The following is a 21,866-nucleotide window of genomic DNA, read 5'->3' as shown; positions in this document are numbered from 1 at the left end:
CGTAGCAACGAGCTCTTGCCGCTGCCGCTCGGCCCGATCACGACGAGCCGGTCGTCCGCCCGCATCTCCAGGTTCATGTGGTCCATCACGACCAGGTTCTCGCCGTAGGACTTGTACACATCCCGAAGCTGGACGAAATCGCCGCCGCTCACGGTGCTGACCGGATCGGCCGCCTGCCGGGGGATTTCGACCACTGTCATCTGCGATTTCAACACGAGGAAGTCCTCCAGCGGAGCGCAGAGGATCGCTCCTGATCGAGCCGACTCGGGCAACGCGGCTTGTGGACCCCGAGTCGGACTCTTAACTCTGGCGTGCGGGGTAAGCGGCACGCCACCAACCTGCGTTGTTTACTTCGAATCGGCGAGCGTCGCCTTGATCGACGCCTTGACAAAGCGATCGAGATCACCGTTCTTCTTCTCATCGTCGATGAACTTGTTCAAGACCGCGATATCCGCCGCCGGCGTGTCTTTGCGCACGCCAAAGCAGATGCCCTGCTGCGCGAGCGGCGGATTCGGATAGAAGGCAACCGCCCAGTCCGGATGCGCTTCGGTCAGGAGACGGTTCGTCATGTTGTCGTCGGCGAGCATATCGGCACGCTTGGACATGAGCGCGAGCCGCGTCTCGTCAAAGCCCGGCAAGCGCATAACCTGCGCATGCTTCAGTTCGCCCGAGATCGTTTTGTCCTGCACCGTTCCCGACATCACCGTCACGATCACGCCCGGCTTGTCGATGTCGGCGATCGAGTGGATGGGTTTCGGCAGCTTCGGGTTGTTCTTGTTGTACGTCAGCGTGACGTTGTAGTCGATCGCCGACTTCGAGAAGGAAATCGCCTTTTCGCGTTCCGGCGTATCGTTGAGCGAGAGCGACAGGTCCCACTTGTCCGATTGGAGGCCGGCCACGATGTTATCCCAGGTCGTATCCACGAACTGAACCTTCACATGCAGAACCTTCTCACCGAACGCCTTGCATAGATCCGGAAACAGGCCGCTGTAGTCGCCGGTCCTCGGATCGCGAATGGTGTACGGCGGCGAAGTGGCGGCGCCGCAGCGAAGCACGCCGGCCTGTCGCACACTTTGCCAGGTCGATGCGTCCTGCGCCTGCGAAGGCGCGCTGAACAGCAGCCAGGACAGGGAAACGGCACACACCAGCGCGTGCCGCATGAAATTTGTCGTCCGAACCATTTCAACCTCTCGCTTAAGGGGGTCACCAGGACCGATCTGGACCAACAGCGCTTTCTGTTGGATACAACGTTGTGTACAACGCTACGCACATACTAGGAGACCAAAATTTAAGATGTCAACAAGCGTTTCCCCCGAGATCCAGTCTTTCCGTTTGCCCTGTTCCGCGCTGATCCTGCAACGGCGATCACTGCGGCACGCACCTCTCGAACACGTGTCGAACTCCGTTGCACTTCATCGTTTATGGTGATGAAGCGCCATGGCCTGTGTTGATGAAAACAGCCGATTCACTCATAAGCCGAGCGAGGGTTTCACTTCGAACATGCCGTCGATCTCGACCGCCACGTTACGAGGCAACGAGATCGCGCCCACCGCGAAGCGCGTGTGACGACCGGCATCCCCGAGCGCATGAACGATCAGATCGGAGGCGCCGTTGATGACCTGCGGTTGCTGTCCGAAGTCCGGATGGCAATTGACGAATCCGCCGAGTCGCACGCAACTGATCAGGCGATCGAAACTGCCGCCCAGCGCGGTTCGAACCTGCGACAGCATGTTGAGTGCGCAGAGCTGCGCAGCTCTTTGCCCGTCTTCGACGGTAAGATCGTGTCCGACCTTGCCGACAAACTTGTCCTGTCCATCGGCGGTGGGTATCTGGCCCGCGATGAACAACAGATTCCCAACCACCCTATAAGGCACGTAGTTGGCGCGCGGCGTGGGGCTCTCCGGCAAGGTGAAACCCAGTTCGGCTAGGCGCTGTTCGATGGAGTTCATGTCAACCTCAGTCGGTTAGGAAACGCGCGGGCCGACAAGCGGCCCACAGCGCTCGATAGCAACGCGAACCGTCTCGTTCGGGTCGCGGTGCCACCAGTCGAGTTCGGAGAAGATTTCGAGTTCGAACGGGCCGTCGTAGGCAATCTCATCGAGCCAACGGCGAATGCGAGGAATGTCGATGACGCCGTCGCCGACCATGCCGCGATCCCGAAGATTGCGTGTGGGCACGAGCCAGTCGCAGTAGTGAAAGGTCGGAATACGCGCCGCGCCTGCTCTTTTCAATTCGGTTTCGAATTCCGGATCCCACCAGCAGTGATACACGTCAGGCACGAGCGCAGCACCGTCGCCTAGTTCGTCGCATAGATCGTTGGCCTGACGAATGCAATTCAGCACGCTGCGGTCGCCCGCGTACATCGGATGCAACGGCTCAAGCCCCAGTCGCACCCCACGCTCTTTCGCGTAAGGCGCGAGGTCGAACAGCGCTTCGCGCACGCGCCCCCGCTGCGCGGCCAGGTCTTTGTCGCGCGTAACGCCACCGACCACCATCATCAGGCAGGGAGCTTCTATCTCCGCCGCGTGATCGAGCAGCCGGCGGTTCGTGTCGATGGCCTTGCGAAACGCTTCTGACGTCTCCACGTTGAGCCACTCGCTCGTGCAGAGGCTTGCGACCCACATGTCATGCGCGCGCAGCGCCTGACGCGTTTGCTTGACGCCAAAATCTTCGAGATATTTTCGCCAAACGGCAATGCCGTGCACGCCATGACGGGCGTAGCCCTCGATGGCCTCGGCCATTGACCACGCCGGCGTGGTGATCTGGTTGATCGCGAAGCGCGAGAGGTCGAACGTCATGACCCGATCTCCTTCAAACGTGCGCCTGACGCTTGCGTTCGGAGGCCTTGCGGTCGACCCCGCCGGCCCGGTCGATCACCACGCCGTGGTACTGCTCGGCAAATGTCGGGGTCACCTTTCCATCGAGCAGGTCGCGCTCGATCAGTTCGAGGTCACGCTCGAGGGGATTGCCGTAGCCACCGCCGCCCGCCTGTTCATGACGGATCACCGCCCCTTCGGTCAGTTCCATCGTGAATTTGCTGGGTGCGGCTTCCGCCGTCGTCTCGGGATTGAGGATGTTGCGCGACGGCGCGCCGGCAGCACCACCGAACAGTCCATAGGGAGCGTGATCCGCTCGGTCGGAGCGAACCTGCGCAACCACCCGCTTCGCGAGAATCCGGTACTGACGAACGAGCCCCAGCCCGCCGCGATATCGACCAGCACCGCCTGAATCATTCCTGAATCCGTACTCTTCCATCAGGATCGGGTAACGCGATTCCAGCGTTTCGATCGGCATGTTTGACATGTTCTGCGACGGGTTCGTCACGCCCTCCACGCCGTCCTTATTCGATCGGCCGCCCCACGCGCCGTTGATCATGTCGACGAGGATGAAAGGCTCGGCGGCGTCCGTGTCGTAGCCGCTCAGCGCGATGACCGTGTTGCCGCCCTCGCCCGCCGCCATCACCTTCTTCGGCGCAATCTGTGCGAGCGCGCCGAAGACCGTGTCGACCACACGGTAGCCGGTCAAGGCGCGTGCCGCGACCGGCGCGGGAAGCCGCGGGTTGAGAATCGAACCTTCCGGCGCCGTGATGTCGATGCATCGGTACACGCCTGCATTGTTCGGAACGTCGGCGTCCAGCACGCAACGGACACTCAGATAGGTCGCCGATTTCACGAACGATAGTGTCGAGTTGATCGCACCGCGCACCTGCGGGGAAGACCCGGCGAAATCGACGGACAGGCTCGAGCCCTTCACCGTGATCGCACATTTGATCGGAATGGCATCGCTGGTGAAGCCGTCGTTGTCGATATAGTCGGTGAATTCGTAAGTGCCGTCCGGCCACGCCTCGATCGCCTTGCGGGTCAACCGCTCACCGTAGTCGAGCAGCTCGTCGAAGTAGAGGCGCAGGTTGTCCTCGCCATAGCGATCCATCATGCGCAGCAGTTCGCGCTCGCCGATGTTACATGTAGCCAGTTGCGCCTCGAGATCGCCGAGGACGAGATCCGGCAGGCGCACGTTCTTCCGAATAATGTTGACGAGGGTCTCGTTCTGCTCGCCGCCCACGTACAGCTTCGTCGGTGGAATGCGCAGACCTTCCTGAAAGATTTCGGTCGAATCAGCGGCGTTCGAACCCGGCACGCGGCCGCCCACGTCGCAGTGGTGCGCGATGACGACAGCGAAGCCCTGCAGCCGGGTCTCGAAGAAGATCGGCTTGAACATGAAGATGTCCGGCAGGTGCATGCCGCCTTCGTACGGATCGTTCAGGATGATCACGTCGCCCGGCTTGCAAGTCGCTGCGAACTTGCTGATGACGATATCAACGGCATCGGGAACGGCACCGAGGTGAAGCGCAACGGTTTTGGCCTGCGCGAGGATGCGCCCAGCCGCGTCACACAGGGTGACCGAATAGTCGAGTACATCACGAATGATCGGCGATCGCGCTGTGCGCATCACGGCAAACGCCATGTCATCGACGATCGTATCGAGCGCGTTTTTTACGACCGCAAAGGTGATCGGGTCGACGTTGCGTTGGGTCATGTTTGCTCCAGTGTAGTCAGGCGATCGTCGCGATGACGCAGCCGAGCGGGTCGGCGCTCACGCGCCAGCCGGGCGGGATCACGATCGTGGTGTCGGCGCTCTCGAGAATGACCGGCCCGATCAGCTCCTTGTCCAAAAGGGCGCGCGACATGATCGGCGTATCGACCCAGCCGGTCTTGCGATCGAAGTACACCTTGCGGGTGCTTCGGGCCGTTTCGGCTTGTGCCGATTGAGCCCCGCGAATGTCGCGGAAATCCAGCGTCTTCGATGCGACGCCGCGTGCAAGCAGGCGCAGGTTTGCGCACTCGATGGCGTCTTTGGACGCGTAGCCGTACATCGCCGTGTAGGCGGAAAGGAACCCGTCGCGAAGTGCCTCGCGGGCCGATTCGTCGATCGTCGCTGGGACGCGCACGGGAATTTCGTAATCCTGTCCACGGAAACGCATATCGAGGTCAAAGACAAACTCGATGCGGTCTTCCGGATAGCCTTCGTAGGCGAGCGCCTTGCGGGCGTCGTCACGCATCTGCTCGACGGTGCTTGAGAGCTCGGCGATATCGAGGCTGTCGAGAAGGTGGAGCGACGGACGCACGAAGTAGCGCTCGACCGCGCCCGCCAGCATGCCCATCGCTGTGAACACGCCCGGCGCCGCCGGGAACACCACCTGCCGCATATCCAGCGCGCGGGCGAGATCGCATGCGTGAACCGGGCCGGAACCGCCGAACGCGACCAACGTGAAATCGCGCGGATCGACGCCGCGTTCAACCGTGACCGCCTTGATCGTACGTGCCATGTTGACGTTCACGACCTCGCGAATGCCGACCGCGGCCTCCTCTACGCCGATGCCGAGCGGCTTCGCGAGCAGTGAATCGATGGCACTGCGCGCCGCATCGAGCTTGAGCTCCATAGTGCCGCCCGCGAGGCTTTGCGGGAGGAAGCCAAGTACCGCGTTCGCATCGGTGACGGTCGGGCGCTCGCCACCGATGCCATAGCAGACGGGTCCTGGAAACGCGCCGGCCGATACGGGGCCGACACTCAGCAAGCCGCCGGCGTCGATCCAGGCGATCGAGCCCGCACCGCTGCCCACTTCGGCGACATCGATCGTCGGCACACGCATCATGTAGCCGCCCGCTTTGATGAACCGGCTCGGCGTGGAAATGCCCGCGCGGAACTCGTATTCGTTGGTCCGTGCGAGTTGCCCCTCGTGAATGAGCGATGCGGACGCCGTCGTACCGCCCATGTCGAAGACCACGAGTTCCTTGTTGTCGAGCGCTTCGCCCAGCCTGCCCGCGCCCACGACCCCGGCCGAACGGCCGGAGGAAATGAAGAAAACCGGCGTTTCCTGTGCGACGCGCGCGCTCGACAGCCCTCCGTTCGAATTGCTCACCAGGAGCGGCGCGTTGACGCCGATCCGCTTCAGTCCTGAGTCCAGACGCTGCAGGTAGGTGCGCAGCGCCGGCAGCACGTATGCGTTGACGACCGTGGTCGAAGTGCGTTCGTACTCGCGCATTTCAGGCAAGACGGAAATCGACGCCGTTACGCTGATTTCCGGAAACGCCTTCTGGAACGCCTCGAGCGCGACCGCCTCGTTGGCGCCGTTCTTGTAGGAGTTCAGGAAGCAGATCGCGACGGACTCCACGCCCTCGCTGCGGAAGAATTCACCAGCACTTACGATTTCATCGGCCGAGATTGGAACGAGCACCTCGCCTGACGCGGTCACCCGCTCGTTGACCTCGAGCCGGTAGCGGCGCTCCGCGAGCGGCACGGGCTTGTCCCACGTGAGATCGAACATCGACGGCGTGCGTACGCGGCCGATTTCGAGAACATCGCGAAACCCCTTCGTCGTGATGAGGCCGCACTTCGCTCCCACCTTCTGAAGCATCGTGTTGGAGCCGACCGTCGTGCCATGAAGCACTTCCTCGACATCCGACGTCTTCAACCCCGCCTGCTCGAGGATCCGGTCGATGCCGGTCAGAACCGCCTCTTCCGGCGCGGCCGGAGTAGAGGAGACCTTGGTGAAGGTGACCCGTCCTTGGTCGTCGAGAAGTACGAGATCGGTGAACGTCCCACCGATATCAACGCCGATGCGTGCGCTTGCCATAGTTTCGTCCGTTCAGAGATTGCGATGCCGATGCTGCCAGCGAGTGGGCGACTGCCTGAGGCCGGGACCTTGTCCACAGCATGGTCAGGTTCGCCGGGCGCCGAAACATGAGGTGCCCGTCAACGTCGTCTCCCGGTGCACGCATTGTCGACCAAATGACGACAATGTCAACGCGAAAAAGAATCTTCGGCCGAAGCTTCTCGACCCGCTTCCTTTCTGGATAAGCCCTCTGAGCGATCTTTAAGGAAAAACCCTAGCCGAAAAAATCGCTACTCGACGCGCCGTTGCTTGACATGCAGGCGTCGAAATGCAAGCATCTGTCGACATTGGGTCGACTTTTAGAAGTCGATCTGGCGGCTCAACATACCGAGGTCACTCGATGAACGAAGTGCGGAAGTTGGCGGTAGTGACAGGCGGCGCCAGCGGTATCGGCGAAGCCGCCGCGCGGCGTTTTGGGCAAGGCGGATTTCACGTGGTGATCGCGGACGTGAACGACGAACGCGGCAAGGCTGTCGTGAAGGACATGCAACGGAGCGGCGCCAGTGCCGACTACCTGTCAGTCGATGTCTCGCATGAAGACGACGTGCGTATCTTCGCGACCGCGGTGATTGAACAGTACGGCGTACCGGATGCGCTGGTGAATTCGGGCGGCATTCTGCAGAACGCGGTGCGGCTGCTCGAAGCCGATGTAGCGGAAATCGATCGACTCTACGACATCAATGTACGGGGCACGCTGCTCGTCTCGCGAGCGTTCGGCGGCGCCATGTGCAACGCCGGCCGCGGGGCGATCATCAATCTCTGTTCGATGACCACCTACCGTCCGTCTGCACAAATCGGCTATGCAATCGGCAAAGCGGGCTTGAAGATGCTGACCGAGGTCATGGCGGCCGAATGGGGTCCAAGCGGCGTACGCGTCAACGCAGTGGCGCCCGGGTACACGTTGACACCCGCCATGCAGGCACGCATCGACAGTGGTGAGCGAGATCCTGATGCAGTCATCGAGAAGTCGGCACTGAAGCGGTTCGTCAAGCCGTCGGAAGTGGCCGACACGATTTTTTTCCTCTGCTCGTCCGAGGCATCCGCGATCACAGGTGCCACGTTGCCGATCGACTGCGGCTGGCTTGTACGCTCGGCGTACCTCGCATACGCATCGCAGCCGGCCTGATGGCCGGCTTACCGACGCTTCAATCAATCTGCAAATTCAGAAAGGAACACACATGCCGATTATTCGACTCGAGATGCTGACGGGAAGAACGCAGGCGCAAAAAGCGGAACTCGCTGACGTGCTCACTCGTGAGACAGCGCGTATTGCGAAATGCCCTGTGTCCGATGTTCAACTGGTAATTACCGAAGTTGAGCGGTCGCTGTGGGCCGTCGGCGGAAAGCTCGCCGAGCCCGCCTCGATCCCCCCTGTAATTCGGTGAGTCGATGCCACGCTCGGCGACGCTAGCCGCATTTGGCCCGAGTCGGCCTACGAAGAATCCACTATCCGATCGTGCAAACGCGCCGCCCTGAACCGGGCGCCGCTTCGGTCAATTGCTTTGCGTCGACGCAGGCTCTTCCTGAGACGACAGGGCGTAGGTCAGAGGAACGTTGGCGGTGAGATTACGGTCCATGAACTGCATGAATCTCCCCTTGAACTGCACGGCGTGGCGATGTGCGTACTCTTCCGCTTTGTCGGCATCGCCACGCTCGATCGCATCAACGATCTCGGTATGATCGCTCGCCATCTTTTTAGGATTGATGTCCGGATCCAGCGCCTGAAACTGGTAATGCAGGTGCAGCATCCGCCGTCCCTCATCTAGCAAGCGACGGTAAAGCTCGGCAAAGTAGGTGTTCCGCCCGGCCTTGGCTATTGCCATGTGGAAGTCGTAATTGGACTCGATCATTGGCAAACTGTTGCCCGTCTTAATGGTAATTGCCGCACCTTTTTCGTAGGTCTTTTGCGCCTGCCGGATCACGGCGAGATCGGCCGCGGTTCGATTCAACGCGGCGAGACGTGTGGTGACTCTCTGCAGCAAATCGAGGGCATCCAGAAACTCTGGAACACGCGCAAAGTCCATCGGCGTCACAACGGTGCTGCGATTTGCGAGAGTCGTGACCAGACCGTCGGCCGAAAGTCGCACCAGGGCTTCGCGAACCGGCGAGCGGGACATATCGAAACGTTCCGCCAGCCCGACTTCATCCAGCGCAACGCCTGGCGCGAGCTTCATCGTAAGAATTTCGTTGCGCAGCATCGTATAGACGCGTGCGGCGCCGGTTTCCTTGCCTACCTGCGGTTCGACTGATGACTTCGCCATTTTGCGTTCCTGAGGAGTGTTGCCCGCGATGTGACATATTACGCGCCGGATACGCGCCTGCGCCGACAGCTTGGAGCACCGCGGAAACGGAGCGAGCACGACAACTCGGACGCCACCCACAAGGTCTATTGTCGACAAAATGACGACAGTGTCAACGAAAATTTGACGACCAACCCAAACTCGGACATTTCATCGGGACTGCGACATTTCTATTTCGCCGCACCCTGCTACGACATTTCGATCTAGCTTTGACAGCTAGCTTTCGGCGCCACAGAACCCGATAACTAGCGTTCCCCCGATCCGATCAAGTCAAACGAAAACTCGCATCGTCAGGCCGCTTGCATCTGTGGCAGACTTAGTTGCAGAACGGTCTGTCCTCCCGACGCAACGCGAAACAGCTGCGCGGCCAGACAGCGGCCAATAGGCTCGACGTGGAGGCGAGAAGCTTGACCCAGTCTTCTTGGTTCGCCGCGCCTGAGATTGGAAGCTCCCGGTTTTTGTGGGACGACGGCGAACGTATCTGCTACCGGATACGCCGCCGAAATGCCGACGGCACTTACGCCTCGGCGCTGGCGATGCGGCCCGCCGCCGAGCATCCTACGCCTGCCATTCTCGACCGTCTCGCGCACGAATATGGCTTGAGAAGCGAGTTGGACAGCGCATGGGCGGTGCGGCCGCTGGAACTCATACGCGAAGGCGGTCTCACGCTGCTCTTGCTCGAAGACGCGGGCGGCGAGCCGCTCAGCCGGCTCATCGGTGCGCCCATGGAAACAGGGCACTTCCTGCGCCTCGCCATCAGCGTCGTCACCGCGCTCGGCAAGGCGCACCAGTGCGGCCTTGTCCATAAGGACGTCAAGCCGGGCAACATTCTCGTGAACTGTGCGGACGGGGAGACCCGGCTGACGGGGTTCGGCATCGCATCGCGCCTGCCCCGCGAGCGACAGGCGCCGGAACCACCCGGCACCATTGCCGGCACCCTCGCCTACATGGCGCCCGAACAGACAGGCCGCATGAACCGCTCGATCGACGCCCGCAGCGATCTGTACGCGCTCGGCGTCACGCTGTATCTGATGCTCACCGGCTCCCTGCCATTCGCAGCAACGGATCCCATGGAGTGGGTGCACTGCCATATCGCGAGAAAGCCGGTGCCGCCGAGCGAGCGGTTAGAAAATCTCCCGGCACCGGTCTCAGCCATCGTCATGAAACTGCTCGCGAAAACGGCCGAGGAGCGCTACCAGACGGCGGCTGGCGTGGAGCGCGATTTGCGGCGGTGCCTGGCCGAATGGGAAGCCCGCGGTTGCATCGAGGACTTTCCGGTGGGGCAACAGGATATGCCCGACCGGTTACTGATTCCGGAGAAGCTGTACGGACGAGCCCGCGAGGTCGAGGCACTGCTCGCCGCGTTCGATCGCGTCGCACAAAATGGAACTCCGGAGCTCGTGCTCGTGTCCGGATATTCGGGGATTGGCAAGTCCTCCGTCGTCAACGAGCTGCATCAGGTGCTGGCGCCGTCGCGGGGGCTCTTCGCCGCGGGCAAGTTCGATCAGTACAAGCGCGATATTCCGTATTCGACCCTTGCTCAGGCCTTTCAAAGTCTCGTGCGGCCGCTTCTAGGCATGAGCGACGCCGAGCTTAGCGGTTGGCGCGACGCACTGCTCGAGGCGCTTGGACCGAACGGGCAACTCATGGTCGATGTCGTCCCGGAGCTGAAGCTCATCATCGGAGACCAGCCACCGGTTCCCGAGCTTCCTTCCCAGGACGCACATCGACGTTTCCAGCTCGTGTTCCGACGCTTTATCGGTGTGTTCGCCCGCCCGGAGCATCCTCTCGCGCTCTTTCTCGATGACTTGCAATGGCTCGACGCAGCGACACTCGATCTGCTCGAGGCTCTGCTGACCCAGTCGGATCTGCAGCACCTCATGTTGATCGGCGCCTATCGCAATAACGAAGTCACCCCGGAGCACCCGCTCACGCGCAGGCTCGAAGCCATCAAGACCGCTGGCGGGACGGTGCTCGAAATCACGCTGGTGCCACTTGGCGCGGCGCATCTCGGGCAACTGATCGCGGACACTCTTCGCTGCGAGTCGGCGCGCGCCGCGCCGCTCGCGCAACTGGTACATGCGAAAACCGGTGGCAATCCGTTTTTCGCCATTCAGTTCGTGTCTTCGCTGGCCGATGAGGGAATGCTCGCCTTCGAGCATGGTGCGGCGCGCTGGTCCTGGGACCTCGACCGGATTCACGCGAAACGATACACCGATAACATTGTCGAGCTCATGGTTGCGAAGTTGAGCCGTCTGCCAGCCGAGACGCAACGAGCGTTGCAGCAGCTGGCTTGTGTTGGAAACATTGCCGAGATCGGCACACTTTCGATCGTTCTCGGGATTAGCGACAAAGAAGTTCACGCGGTGCTATGGCCAGCCGTCCATCACGAATTAGTCGAGCGCCTCGCGAGCGCTTACCGGTTCATTCATGATCGCGTTCAGGAAGCCGCCTATTCGCTGATTCCGGAGGAACTGCGCAGCGAGGTGCACCTTCGAATAGGACGACTGCTCGCTGCGCTGACGCCTCCCGAGAAGCGGGAGGAGTCGATCTTCGAGATCGTCAGTCAACTGAACCGCGCCGTCCGCCTGATCACTTCGTGTGAGGAGCGCGAACGGCTCGCTGAGTTCAATTTGATTGCAGGCCGGCGTGCCAAAGCTTCGACGGCCTACGTCTCGGCGCTCAAGCACCTCGTCGTGGGCACGGCGCTGCTGGGCGACGATGGCTGGCAGCGCCAACGCGACCTTATCTTCGCGCTGGAGCTGGAACGCGCGGAATGCGAGTTCCTGACCGGCGAGCTAGTGGCCGCGGACGAGCGTTTGACTGCGCTCTCCAACCGCGCGACAAATACAGTCGAGCGCGCGAGCGTCGCATGCGTGCAGATGGACGTGTGCACGACACTCGATCGCAGCGATCGAGCCGTTGCCGTTGCGCTCGACTACCTGCGGCACGTGGGTATCGATTTGTCACCGCATCCGACGCAGGAAGAGGCGCGGCGCGAGTATGAGCAAATCTGGTCCAGACTTGTGGACCGAACGATCGAGAGCCTCATCGAATTGCCGCTCATGAGCGATCCCGATTCGCTCGCAACGGTCGGTGTTCTGAACAAGGTGTTGCCACCGGCTGTTTTTACGGATGCAAACCTGGTTGCCGTTACCGTCTGCAGAGCGGTGAATTTGAGTCTCGAGCGCGGCAACTGCGATGCGTCGTGCTTCGCCTACGTGATGCTTGGCAAAATCGCAGGACCGTATTTCGGCAACTACGACACGGGATTTCGATTCGGCGAGCTCGGCTATGAACTCGTCGAACGACGTGGGTTGAAGCGCTTCGAGGCGAGCACCTATTTGTGCTTCGCCGCTTTTGTGATGCGCTGGACAAAACATGTGCGCTTCTGCCGCGACCTGTTGCGTCGCGCTTTCGAAGCCGCGAACAAGATGGGCGACGTCCAATATGCGGCCTACGCGTGCAACAACCTGAACACGGATCTTCTCTTCGCGGGTAATCCGCTCGTCGAGGTGCAACGCGAAGCTGAACATGGTCTCGCGTTTGCGCAAAGCGCGCAATATGGTCTCGTGATCGACATCATCACGGCACAGCTTGCACTGATCCGCACGCTTCGCGGCCTGACGTCGAAATTCGGGTGCTTCGATGACGGACAGTTCGAGGAGCGCCGGTTCGAGCAGCACCTATCTGGCAATCGGGCGTTAGCGATCGCCGAATGTTGGTACTGGACCCGGAAACTGCAGGGGCGCTATCTTGCCGGCGACTATGCGGCTGCCATGGATGCCTCGTCCAGGGCGCAACAGCTGCTCTGGACATCCGAAACGTTTTACGAGGAAGCGGAGTACCACTTCTACGCCGCGCTCTCCTCGGCCGCAAGCTGCGAGGGCGCAACAGCCGCCGAGCGGCAGCAACACTTGGCGTCCCTCGCCGTTCACCACGAAAAGCTTGCCGTATGGGCGGGGAACTGTCCGGAGAACTTCGAGAACCGGGCGGCCCTCGTGCACGCGGAAATTGCCCGCCTCGAAGGGCGCGAGCTTGACGCCGAACGACTCTACGAGCAAGCAATCCGCTCGGCTCGCGCAAACGACTTTCCCAACAACGAGGCGCTCGCCAGCGAGCTTGCAGCGCGGTTCCATGCTGCGCGAGGCTTCGATATCATTTCACATGGGTACCTGCGCAACGCCCGGTACTGCTATCTGCGCTGGGGAGCCGACGGCAAGGTGCGACAACTCGAAGAAGCGTATCCGCAACTCGAGAAGGAAGAATCTCTGCCCGATGCGACGAGTACAATCGGGACGCCGGTCGATCGACTCGACCTTGGGACGGTAATCAAGGTGTCGCAGGCTGTTTCGGGTGAGATTGTCCTGGACAAACTGCTCCACGCGCTCATGCGCACCGCAATCGAACAGGCGGGTGCAGAGAACGGACTGCTGGTTTTGTCGAATGGCGCCGAGCCGCGGATCGAGGCACGCGCGACGACGTGTCCCGACACAGTCGTCGTGGAACTATGCGACGAGCCTGCGGCCGCGCAGGCGTTGCCGCAGACGGTTCTCCACCATGTCTTGCGTACCGGGGAGAGCGTCATTATCCGTGATGCAGCCGCAGAGGCTGCGTTTGCGGCGGATCCATACATCGGTATTCGTCAAGTTCGCTCTATTCTGTGCATGCCCTTGATCAGCCGGGCGAGGCTCATCGGCGCACTGTATCTCGAGAACAATCTGGCTCCAGGCGTTTTTGCACCGGCCAGGATCGCGGTGCTGAAGTTGCTTGCCTCGCAGGCCGCGGTTACGCTGGAGAATGCTTGCTTGTATCGCGAGCTCGCAGAACGTGAAGCGAAGATTCGGCGACTTGTCGACGCCAACATTGTCGGGATTTTCATATGGGATCTCGAGGGGCAGATTCTGGAGGCCAATGACGCGTTCCTGAGTATCGTCGGATTCGACCGCAACGATCTCGTCAACGGTCGTTTGCGTTGGACGAAACTGACGCCGCCCGACTGGCTCGATTTTGACAGGCAACACTGGATCCCGGAACTCCAGGCAACGGGGACTGTGCAACCGTTCGAGAAGGAATACTGGAGGAAGGATGGCAGCCGCGTGCCCGTGTTGATCGGTGTGGCGAGCTTCGAAGACAGCCGGCACCAAGGCGTCGCGTTCGTGCTTGATCTGACCGACCGCAAGCGGGCCGAAGCCGAAGCGCGCGATAGCGAGCGGCGATATCTTGAGGCGGAGATGGCGCTTGCGCATGCGAACCGCGTCACGACCATGGGGCAGCTCGCAGCCTCGATCGCTCATGAAGTCAAGCAACCGATCGGTGCGGCCGCCACCAATGCAGCGGCAGGCCTGCGTTGGCTGAGCGCGCAGCCACCCAATCTGGAGGAAGCCCGGCAGGCGTTTGCCCACATCATCAAGGACGCAACGCGCGCCAGCGAAGTCATGAATCGAATTCGTGGCCTCGTCAAAAATGCCCCGACGTGCAAGGAGACGCTGCAACTCAACGAGGCGATTGGTGAGGTCATTGCCATGACGCGCGGCGAGGCCGAGAAGAACAACGTCTCGGTCCGGACGCAGCTTGCGGACGACCTGCCGCTCGTCGACGGCGACCGCGTTCAGCTCCAGCAGGTCGTGATGAACCTGATCATCAATGCCATCGAAGCAATGACCGCCGTTGATGACGGACCGCGAGAACTCCTCATCGGTACAAGCCAACACGAGCAGACCGGCGTCCTTGTCACGGTCCGCGATTCGGGGCCGGGTGTGGCATCGGGGAACGCCGACCGCCTCTTCGAGCCATTCTTCACGACTAAGGCCGGCGGAATGGGCATGGGACTGTCCATTTGTCGCTCAATCGTGGAAGCACACGGGGGCACGTTGTCGTCCAGTGCAAGCGTGCCTCGCGGCGCCGTCTTTCAGTTCACCTTACCGGCACACGCAGACTGCGCATAGCGCTGACGACTCATGCGCGCAAGCGCGAAGCGCTGCGAGCCGCGCACCCCGAGCGCGAGGTCGCCTTGCGCCCGCACTTCTCCGTAGTGACTTCTGCAAAAACCGCAATCGTGCCGCCCGCTCACAGTGTCTCGATAGCGAGGGCGATTCCCTGCCCTCCACCAATACACAAAGTCACAATGCCGCGTTTCAGGTTATCCCGGCGCATCGAGTGAATCAGGCGAGTCGTCAACACCGCGCCTGTGGCGCCGATCGGGTGACCATGAGCAATCGCTCCGCCTTCTACATTGACGATGTCCTGCGCGAGCTCGAGCTTTCGAATGACCGCAATCGGCACCGCCGCAAAAGCCTCGTTGATTTCGATCCGGTCGACGTCTGACAGCTTCCACCCAGCGCGTTCGAGCGCGATTTTGACAGCCGGGACGGGACCAAGACCGAACATACCGGGCTTCACCGCCGCCACGCCGTAAGCAACCAGGCGTGCCGCCGGCACGATGCCATGCGCGTCGGCGAACGCGCGCGACGTCACCAGCATCGCGGCAGCCCCGCTGTTGAGCCCAGGCGCGTTCCCTGCTGTGATCGTCCCGTTCGCGCGGAATGCGGGCCGTAGCTTCGCGAGCCCATCGACCGTCGTATCGGGGCGCGGCGGCTCGTCTTGGGAGAACACCGTTGCTCCGCCTTTGACCTTGATTTCCACACCGGCAATTTCGTCGCCGAACGCGCCCCGCGCTTGGGCCGCGGCGAACCGCTGCTGAGATCGGGCAGCCCAACTGTCCTGCTGTTCGCGCGTGATTGCCATTTCCGCGACGAGATCTTCGGTGTGCCAACCCGAGTGCTCGTCGGAGAATGCGTCGACGAGGCCGTCACGCAACACGCTGTCATAGATCTCGGCGTGCCCCATCCGCTGCCCCCACCGAGCATTCGGGAGCAAGTACGGTGCGCGCTCCATGCTTTCCATCCCGCCCGCCACCGATGCATCGGCAAATCCTAGCCAGATCTCCTGCGCCGCGTTGACGATCGCTTGCGCCCCGGAGCCGCAAACACGATTCACGGTCAAGGCCGGCACTTCTGCCGGCAAGCCGGCGCCGATCGTTGCCTGCCGCGCGGGGTTCATCTTGTTTCCAGCCTGGATCACGTTGCCCATCACGACCGAGTTGACCTTCGACGCACTCACGCCGCTGCGGTGCAGGGTCTCGCGGACCGCGACAGCGCCAAGCTCTACTGCCGGCACATCCTTGAGCGACCCGCCAAATGCGCCGATCGGCGTACGGACTGGACTGCAAATTACGACTTCAAGTGCTTCCATGGCTATCCCTTCATTCGGAAAATTTACCTGTGGGATCGAGAGGTCCGACCCACGCCTGAGCGTTCAGTGCATATGCACTCACAACAACGGACCGCGCCGACGGTCACTGCGCAAGCACATCACTGCGCCGCCCGTTACTGCTCGGTCAGGCTAAACAGTTCTTTGCGCAGCACCAATAACGACAACGACGACGAAAGACTGACCATTCCCCTAGATCACGCCACTGGCTCTATCGGTGCATCGAAGCGATCGAGCTGGCCGGAAAATATCCGCTGGCGGTTCGTCGGATTGTCGAGCAACGTGTACGGAAAAATCGGCGGGACAGCACTCACCCCATCGAGCGTCGCGATCTGATCTGAAGTCAACGTCACATTTGTCGCAGCGAGATTGCTGCGCAGCTGAGCGACGGTTCTGGGTCCAATGATTGGCAGTGAACCCTTGGCCGCGACCCAAGCAATGGCGACCTCGCCCGGCGTCACGCCGACTTCGCCTGCAACGGCAATGAGTGTGTCGAGAATGGCGCTCCGCTGGCCGGAGTTCTCTGCCTGGAACACCTTCCCGCCGAACCCCTCGGCGCGCCCTTTTTCGCCTTTACGGTATTTACCGGTCAGCATACCGCCACCAAGCGGAGACCAGGCTACGACGCCAAGCCCAAGCGCACGTGCAGCCGGCAGAAGGTCCTGCTCTGTGGTGCGCTCGACGAGGCTATGCTCGACCTGAAGTCCAGCCACTGGAACAGTGCCTCGCAACTCCGCGAGGGTTGCAGCACGTGCAACGCGCCAGGCGGGAAAATCCGATAGCCCTGCGTAGACAATCTTGCCAGCGCGGACAAGATCGTCGAAACCGCGAACGATCTCCTCGATCGGCGTGACGCCGTCGGCGTAGTGCACCCAATACAGATCGATGCGATCGGTCTTGAGTCGCCGCAGGCTTGCCTCGACGGACGAGATCATGGCCTTTCGGCTGTTGCCAGTTACGAGGATGCCATCGTGAGGACTAGCGCGCTGCGAGAATTTTGTGGCCAGCACGAATTCGTCTCGACGGCCGGCGAGCAGCTCTCCAAGAATTTCCTCTGCCTCGCCGAACTGATAGCTGTCGGCAGTATCAATAAAATTGCCGCCGGCCTCCGCATAGGCGTCAACGATACATCGCGCCTCGTCTGGCTCGCTTCCATAGCCCCAGCGTGTGCCGAAATTACCCGTTCCCAACACCAGCTCCGAGACTCGCAGGCCGGTATGCTTGCCGAAAAGCTTGTAACGCATGACGTCATCCTCCGGTGGTTGCGGGGTTGTTTGGCTGCGTCACGTCGCCCAGCGGTCGAGACCGCCATGCGCAGCCAGCGCCAGTTCGAGTCGATCGCTCATCCTCGGCTCCACTGTTTCTATTGATTGTGGTCACAATAATTGATTTTCATGGCGTCCACAACTAATATTTCGACTGAACCATCACGGAGTGGACAATGCGTGTTTCCAAGGAGAAGGCGGACGCTAATCGACGTGCGCTGCTCCAGGCTGCGAGCAAGCTGTTTCGGGAGAAAGGGATCGATGGCGTAGGCGTAGCGGAAGTGGCCAAGGCGGCAGGACTGACGCATGGCGCGCTCTACGCGCACTTTCCCTCCAAGGACGCGCTCGCGGCTGAAGCCTTTTCGGCAGGATTTGCCGGCAGCATGGCCGGGATGCGCGCGTGGGCAGGCGATCGACAACCGACGTTCGAGGACTATCTTGACGCTCTCTTCTCAGCCGGCATGCGAGATAGGTTGGGGACGGGTTGTCCTATGACTGCCTCGGCCAGCGAGGCGGCGCGCCAGGGTTCGGCCGTAAGCGATAGGTTCGCGAAGGCATTCAACGAAGAAGTGGCGATCGTGGAGGGGTCACTGCACCCGGGAATGTCGGCTGCGGTGAGGCGCCAGTTGGCGGTTGCTTCGGTAGCGGCCCAAATCGGTGCGATCGCTGTGGCACGCGCGGTTGCGAAAACCGATCTGCCGCTGTCCGACGAGGTGCTGCATGCGACGCGCGAGACAATCAAGCTGGCATGTTGTGTGAAGAACGAAAATAACGGGGAGTCACCGACGCGTTCACATTCGACGCACGCAGGCCCGCATCGATGAACGCCTTCGCATGGCTTGCGATCGCCAACTTTTCGTGGACGGCATACAGTTGATGTGCCGATGGTGAAAATTCGAGGCTTCAATCTGATACCCCGGGGTGCATTGGGCGACGCCGGCCGAGACCGGAAACGATGCCCTATTGCGCGGCATCGCGAATCATGTTTCGAGCGATGACGATCTGCTGAATCTGCGTGGTCCCCTCGTAAATGCGGAACAGACGAACGTCACGATAGAACCGCTCGACAGCGTACTCGGACACATATCCCGCGCCACCATGGATCTGCACGGCGCGGTCCGCCACCCGGCCGCACATCTCCGATGCGAACATCTTGGAGCACGAGGCTTCCGTCGAAACGTCTTCCTTGTTGTCGCGACGACGTGCCGCATCCAAGACCATCGAGCGGGCCGCGTAGATTTCGGCACGGCTGTCGGCGAGCATCGCCTGGATCAATTGGAATTCCGCGATTGGTTTGCCGAACTGCCGCCGCTCCATGGCATAGCGCAGCGAGTCATTGAGCATGCGCTCGGCGGCACCCACACAAATCGCTGCAATGTGAAGCCTGCCTTTGTCCAGCACCTTCATCGCCGTTTTGAAGCCCACGCCTTCTTTGCCACCGATGAGATTGATGGCTGGGACCCGGCAGTCGTCGAAAATCACGTCACAGGTGTGCGCCCCCCGCTGCCCCATCTTTTTATCGAGCCGGCCGAGTGACAACCCCGGCGTGCCCTTCTCGACGATGAATGCCGAAATACCGCCCGCGCCCTTGATTTCGGAATTGGTGCGTGCCATCACGGTGTAAATGCCAGCCTCCGGCGCATTCGTGATGAAGCGCTTCGTGCCATTGATCACGTACTCATCGCCATCTCGTACCGCCGTCGTACGCAGCGAAGCGGCATCGGAACCGGCACCGGGTTCGGTGAGCGCGAAGGACGCAATCAACTCGCCTGACGCCAGTTTTGGCAAATAATGTCGCTTTTGCTCGTCGGTGCCATCAACGATCAATCCTTGCGAGCCAATTCCGTTGTTGGTACCGATAGTCGACCGGAAGGCGGGGGACGTCTTCGCGATCTCGAACGCGACAAGCACCTCTTCTTCCATCGTCAGGCCAAGTCCGCCGAACTCCTCGGGGATGGTCAGACCAAACAGGCCGAGCTCGCGCATCTCACCAATAATCTCGGCGGGAATTTCGTCTGACTCGGCAACCTCGTCCTCGGCCGGAACGAGCCGCTCGCGCACAAAGCGCGACAGTGAATCGATAAGTAGGGAAAGCGTTTCCTGATCGCGAATCATCGTATTTCCTATTCCTTCCGCAAGCGTCGACCACGGCACGTAACCTCTATCGTGCCGGTGAACATCGAGGTCAAATGGCGACGGCGAGCCGTGTAGCCTGATCGATAGCCCGCAAAGCATCCAGTTCGCTAGCCACATCGGCGCCGCCGATCAGCCTCGGCTCGATGCGTCGTGCGATCAGCTCGTCATACAGGCTGCGATTGGAATCTTGACCCGCACACAGCACCACGTGATCGACCGGCAAAACATGCCGTGCGCTATCGACCGTGTAGTGCAGCCCGTCATCATCGATCGAGTGGTACGTCGCGCCCGAAATCATCATGACGCCGGCCTTGCGAAGCTTGGCTTTCAGAATCCAGCCCGTCGACTTGCCCAACCGCCTGCCGAGCGGCTCCGCTTTGCGCTGAAACATGTGTACCGTGCGGCGAGGTGCGGCATGAGCGGCGGCCCGAGCAAGTCCCCCCGGAGTGGCATTGTCGGGATCAACGCCCCACGCTTCGAAAAACGCTCGGCTCTCGAGCGACTCATTCGGCTCCCCCAGCAGGAATTCGGCAACGTCGAAACCGATGCCGCCTGCGCCGATGATGGCGACGCATTGACCTGGTACGACCTTGCCCGTCAATACATCGATATATGAAACAGCCTTTGGATGATCGACGCCAGGAAAGTCCGGCACACGCGGCATTACCCCTGTCGCCAGCACAATCTCGTCGAACTGCCCGCCGATCAGTTGGTCGGACGTAGCCGCCTCGCCCATGCGCAGCGTGACGCCCAGTCTCTCGAGGCGAACGCGGAAGTAGCGCAGCATCTCGTGAAATTCGGCCTTGCCGGGAACGACCTTGGCCATGTTCAACTGTCCGCCCAGTCGCGACTCCGCCTCGAACAGCGTAATGCGATGCCCGCGTTCAGCGGCGTTGATTGCGAAGGCCATGCCAGCCGGACCACCGCCCACGACCGCAATTCGCTTGGGGATCGGGGCTTTGCCGGTCGGAAACTCGATTTCACGTCCCGCGCGCGGATTCACCAGACAGGTCGCGGAGCGCTCGGTAAAGATGCGGTCCAGGCAAGCCTGGTTGCAGCCGATGCACGTGTTGATCTCGTCGACCGTTCCGAGGCGTGTCTTTTTCGCGAAATCCGGATCGGCGAGCAGCGGGCGTGCCATCGATACGAGGTCGGCGACGCCCGAGGCAATCAGTTCCTCTGCGATCTCCGGCATGTTGATACGATTCGACGCCATGACGGGAATCGATACGGCCTGCTTGACGTTCCCGATCGCCGCACGCCACGCGGCGCGCGGCACGGAGGCGGCAATCGTCGGAACCGCAGATTCGTGCCAGCCGACGCCAGTATTGATCAGATCCGCACCGGCCGCTTCGACCTTCTTGGCGAAGGCCGCAATCTCGGCACCGGTCATGCCGCCGTCGATCAGATCGATAGAAGAGATACGGTAAATCAGCATCGACTGATTGCCCAGGCGCTCGCGTACCTCGCGGACGACCTCTAGCGGAAAGCGGATTCGGCCTTCGAACGTGCCGCCATATTGATCGTCTCGGTGATTGGTCACCGCGGCGGTGAATTCGTTGAGCAGATATCCCTCGGAACCCATGATCTCGACACCGTCATACCCCGCATCCACCGCCAGCGATGCGGTATTGGCAAAGTCCGCGATCGTCTCGCGCACCTCGTCGGTGGTCAGCGCGTGCGGCGAATAGGTGTTGATGCGCGCCTTGCCCGGGGACGGAGCAACGCAATATGGCACCTTGGCATACCGTCCGGCATGCAGGATTTGTAGAACGATCTTTCCACCGGCCGCGTGGACGGCACGTGTCACGACGCGATGCTCTTCAAGCTGGGAAGGGCTGTTGAATAGTGGCCCGCCCTCCTCCATGACGCCTTCGGGATTCGGAGAAAAGCCGCCGCTCAGGATCAGGCCGATCTCACCGGCCGCACGCGCAGCATAGAACGCAGCGAGCCGCTCATGCGGGCGATCGAGCGTTTCCAGCCGCGTATGCATGGCGCCCATGACCATCCTATTCGGCAGCACGGTCGATCCGACGGTAAGCGGGGTAAGGAGCTTGTCGAACGTCGTCATGAAGTGTCCCGTCGCGTTGTGGCATCGTGTCGGCACTGTATGCCAGGATTGCATTTACGTCAATATCATTACATGTTTTAACTGTTTCCAACGAGACCCACCCCATAGTTGGTGTACACTCTTCGCTCAGCGCCACCCTTCCCATGTCA

At 61.2% G+C, this 21,866-nt stretch carries 14 protein-coding genes and 1 pseudogene; 4 read left to right on the top strand and 11 right to left on the bottom strand.

Annotated elements, in window-relative coordinates; all coding sequences use genetic code 11:
* From AB4Y31_RS31200 to AB4Y31_RS31175, 6 genes and pseudogenes are all read right to left on the bottom strand, one after another.
* Positions 1-215, bottom strand: a pseudogene (locus tag AB4Y31_RS31200) (amino acid ABC transporter ATP-binding protein); the annotation flags it as partial.
* A gap of 132 nt (positions 216-347) precedes the next feature.
* Positions 348-1,181, bottom strand: a complete 834-nt coding sequence (locus AB4Y31_RS31195) for a substrate-binding periplasmic protein (RefSeq protein ID WP_368677349.1) — start codon at positions 1,179-1,181, stop codon at positions 348-350.
* Between the two features lie 288 nt (positions 1,182-1,469).
* On the bottom strand, positions 1,470-1,949 hold the full coding sequence (locus AB4Y31_RS31190) for a RidA family protein (RefSeq protein WP_368677348.1): 480 nt from the start codon (positions 1,947-1,949) through the stop codon (positions 1,470-1,472).
* Between the two features lie 15 nt (positions 1,950-1,964).
* Entirely contained in the window at positions 1,965-2,798 is an 834-nt protein-coding gene (locus AB4Y31_RS31185) for a sugar phosphate isomerase/epimerase family protein (RefSeq protein ID WP_368677347.1), read from the bottom strand.
* 13 nt (positions 2,799-2,811) lie between these two features.
* Positions 2,812-4,464 carry a hydantoinase B/oxoprolinase family protein gene (locus tag AB4Y31_RS31180; protein WP_368677350.1) on the bottom strand — a complete coding sequence of 551 codons (1,653 nt, stop codon included), beginning with the start codon at positions 4,462-4,464 and terminating at the stop codon, positions 2,812-2,814.
* An 88-nt stretch (positions 4,465-4,552) separates the two neighbouring features.
* Positions 4,553-6,634 (bottom strand): hydantoinase/oxoprolinase family protein, encoded by a 2,082-nt coding sequence (locus tag AB4Y31_RS31175; RefSeq protein ID WP_368677346.1) that lies wholly within the window; start codon positions 6,632-6,634, stop codon positions 4,553-4,555.
* 379 nt (positions 6,635-7,013) lie between these two features.
* Here AB4Y31_RS31175 and AB4Y31_RS31170 point away from each other — a divergent pair, with 379 nt between their 5' ends.
* Both AB4Y31_RS31170 and AB4Y31_RS31165 read left to right on the top strand, forming a co-directional pair.
* Entirely contained in the window at positions 7,014-7,799 is a 786-nt protein-coding gene (locus AB4Y31_RS31170; RefSeq protein WP_368677345.1) for an SDR family NAD(P)-dependent oxidoreductase, read from the top strand.
* Positions 7,726-8,058, top strand: coding sequence for a 4-oxalocrotonate tautomerase family protein (locus tag AB4Y31_RS31165; RefSeq protein WP_368677344.1), 333 nt, complete (start codon positions 7,726-7,728; stop codon positions 8,056-8,058). Before AB4Y31_RS31170 ends, AB4Y31_RS31165 begins: the two co-directional genes overlap by 74 nt.
* 108 nt (positions 8,059-8,166) lie before the next feature.
* Here the strand turns inward: AB4Y31_RS31165 and AB4Y31_RS31160 are convergent, their stop codons facing one another.
* Entirely contained in the window at positions 8,167-8,934 is a 768-nt protein-coding gene (locus tag AB4Y31_RS31160; protein WP_368677343.1) for a GntR family transcriptional regulator, read from the bottom strand.
* A 446-nt stretch (positions 8,935-9,380) separates the two neighbouring features.
* Here AB4Y31_RS31160 and AB4Y31_RS31155 point away from each other — a divergent pair, with 446 nt between their 5' ends.
* Positions 9,381-14,921, top strand: a complete 5,541-nt coding sequence (locus AB4Y31_RS31155; protein WP_368677342.1) for an AAA family ATPase — start codon at positions 9,381-9,383, stop codon at positions 14,919-14,921.
* A 121-nt stretch (positions 14,922-15,042) separates the two neighbouring features.
* Here AB4Y31_RS31155 and AB4Y31_RS31150 read toward each other — a convergent pair whose 3' ends face one another.
* Positions 15,043-16,227 carry an acetyl-CoA C-acyltransferase gene (locus AB4Y31_RS31150; protein ID WP_368677341.1) on the bottom strand — a complete coding sequence of 395 codons (1,185 nt, stop codon included), beginning with the start codon at positions 16,225-16,227 and terminating at the stop codon, positions 15,043-15,045.
* A 215-nt stretch (positions 16,228-16,442) separates the two neighbouring features.
* Positions 16,443-17,489 (bottom strand): aldo/keto reductase, encoded by a 1,047-nt coding sequence (locus tag AB4Y31_RS31145; protein WP_368677340.1) that lies wholly within the window; start codon positions 17,487-17,489, stop codon positions 16,443-16,445.
* Between the two features lie 197 nt (positions 17,490-17,686).
* On the opposite strand from AB4Y31_RS31145, the gene AB4Y31_RS31140 reads away from it, so the two are divergent.
* A complete protein-coding gene (locus tag AB4Y31_RS31140) occupies positions 17,687-18,334 on the top strand; it encodes a TetR/AcrR family transcriptional regulator (RefSeq protein ID WP_368677339.1) in 648 nt (215 codons plus the stop codon).
* A 136-nt stretch (positions 18,335-18,470) separates the two neighbouring features.
* On the opposite strand, the gene AB4Y31_RS31135 is transcribed toward AB4Y31_RS31140, so the two are convergent.
* The gene (locus tag AB4Y31_RS31135; protein WP_368677338.1) at positions 18,471-19,625 is read right to left on the bottom strand and encodes an acyl-CoA dehydrogenase family protein; all 1,155 of its coding nucleotides are present in this window, start codon (positions 19,623-19,625) and stop codon (positions 18,471-18,473) included.
* A 70-nt stretch (positions 19,626-19,695) separates the two neighbouring features.
* Positions 19,696-21,717, bottom strand: a complete 2,022-nt coding sequence (locus AB4Y31_RS31130; RefSeq protein WP_368677337.1) for an FAD-dependent oxidoreductase — start codon at positions 21,715-21,717, stop codon at positions 19,696-19,698.
* Between the last annotated feature and the right edge of the window lie 149 nt (positions 21,718-21,866).

Origin of the sequence: Trinickia sp. EG282A (assembly GCF_040965455.1) — a bacterium.
GTDB lineage: Bacteria > Pseudomonadota > Gammaproteobacteria > Burkholderiales > Burkholderiaceae > Trinickia > Trinickia symbiotica.
This window is presented reverse-complemented; position numbering and strand designations above follow the sequence as displayed.

Coding starts and splice junctions, on each gene's coding strand:
- AB4Y31_RS31180 (WP_368677350.1), bottom strand. CDS start 4,464: ATGGCGTTTGCCGTGATGCGCACAGCGCGATCGCCGATCATTCGTGAT.
- AB4Y31_RS31170 (WP_368677345.1), top strand. CDS start 7,014: ATGAACGAAGTGCGGAAGTTGGCGGTAGTGACAGGCGGCGCCAGCGGT.
- AB4Y31_RS31160 (WP_368677343.1), bottom strand. CDS start 8,934: ATGGCGAAGTCATCAGTCGAACCGCAGGTAGGCAAGGAAACCGGCGCC.
- AB4Y31_RS31185 (WP_368677347.1), bottom strand. CDS start 2,798: ATGACGTTCGACCTCTCGCGCTTCGCGATCAACCAGATCACCACGCCG.
- AB4Y31_RS31150 (WP_368677341.1), bottom strand. CDS start 16,227: ATGGAAGCACTTGAAGTCGTAATTTGCAGTCCAGTCCGTACGCCGATC.
- AB4Y31_RS31135 (WP_368677338.1), bottom strand. CDS start 19,625: ATGATTCGCGATCAGGAAACGCTTTCCCTACTTATCGATTCACTGTCG.
- AB4Y31_RS31175 (WP_368677346.1), bottom strand. CDS start 6,634: ATGGCAAGCGCACGCATCGGCGTTGATATCGGTGGGACGTTCACCGAT.
- AB4Y31_RS31140 (WP_368677339.1), top strand. CDS start 17,687: ATGCGTGTTTCCAAGGAGAAGGCGGACGCTAATCGACGTGCGCTGCTC.
- AB4Y31_RS31195 (WP_368677349.1), bottom strand. CDS start 1,181: ATGGTTCGGACGACAAATTTCATGCGGCACGCGCTGGTGTGTGCCGTT.
- AB4Y31_RS31190 (WP_368677348.1), bottom strand. CDS start 1,949: ATGAACTCCATCGAACAGCGCCTAGCCGAACTGGGTTTCACCTTGCCG.
- AB4Y31_RS31145 (WP_368677340.1), bottom strand. CDS start 17,489: ATGCGTTACAAGCTTTTCGGCAAGCATACCGGCCTGCGAGTCTCGGAG.
- AB4Y31_RS31130 (WP_368677337.1), bottom strand. CDS start 21,717: ATGACGACGTTCGACAAGCTCCTTACCCCGCTTACCGTCGGATCGACC.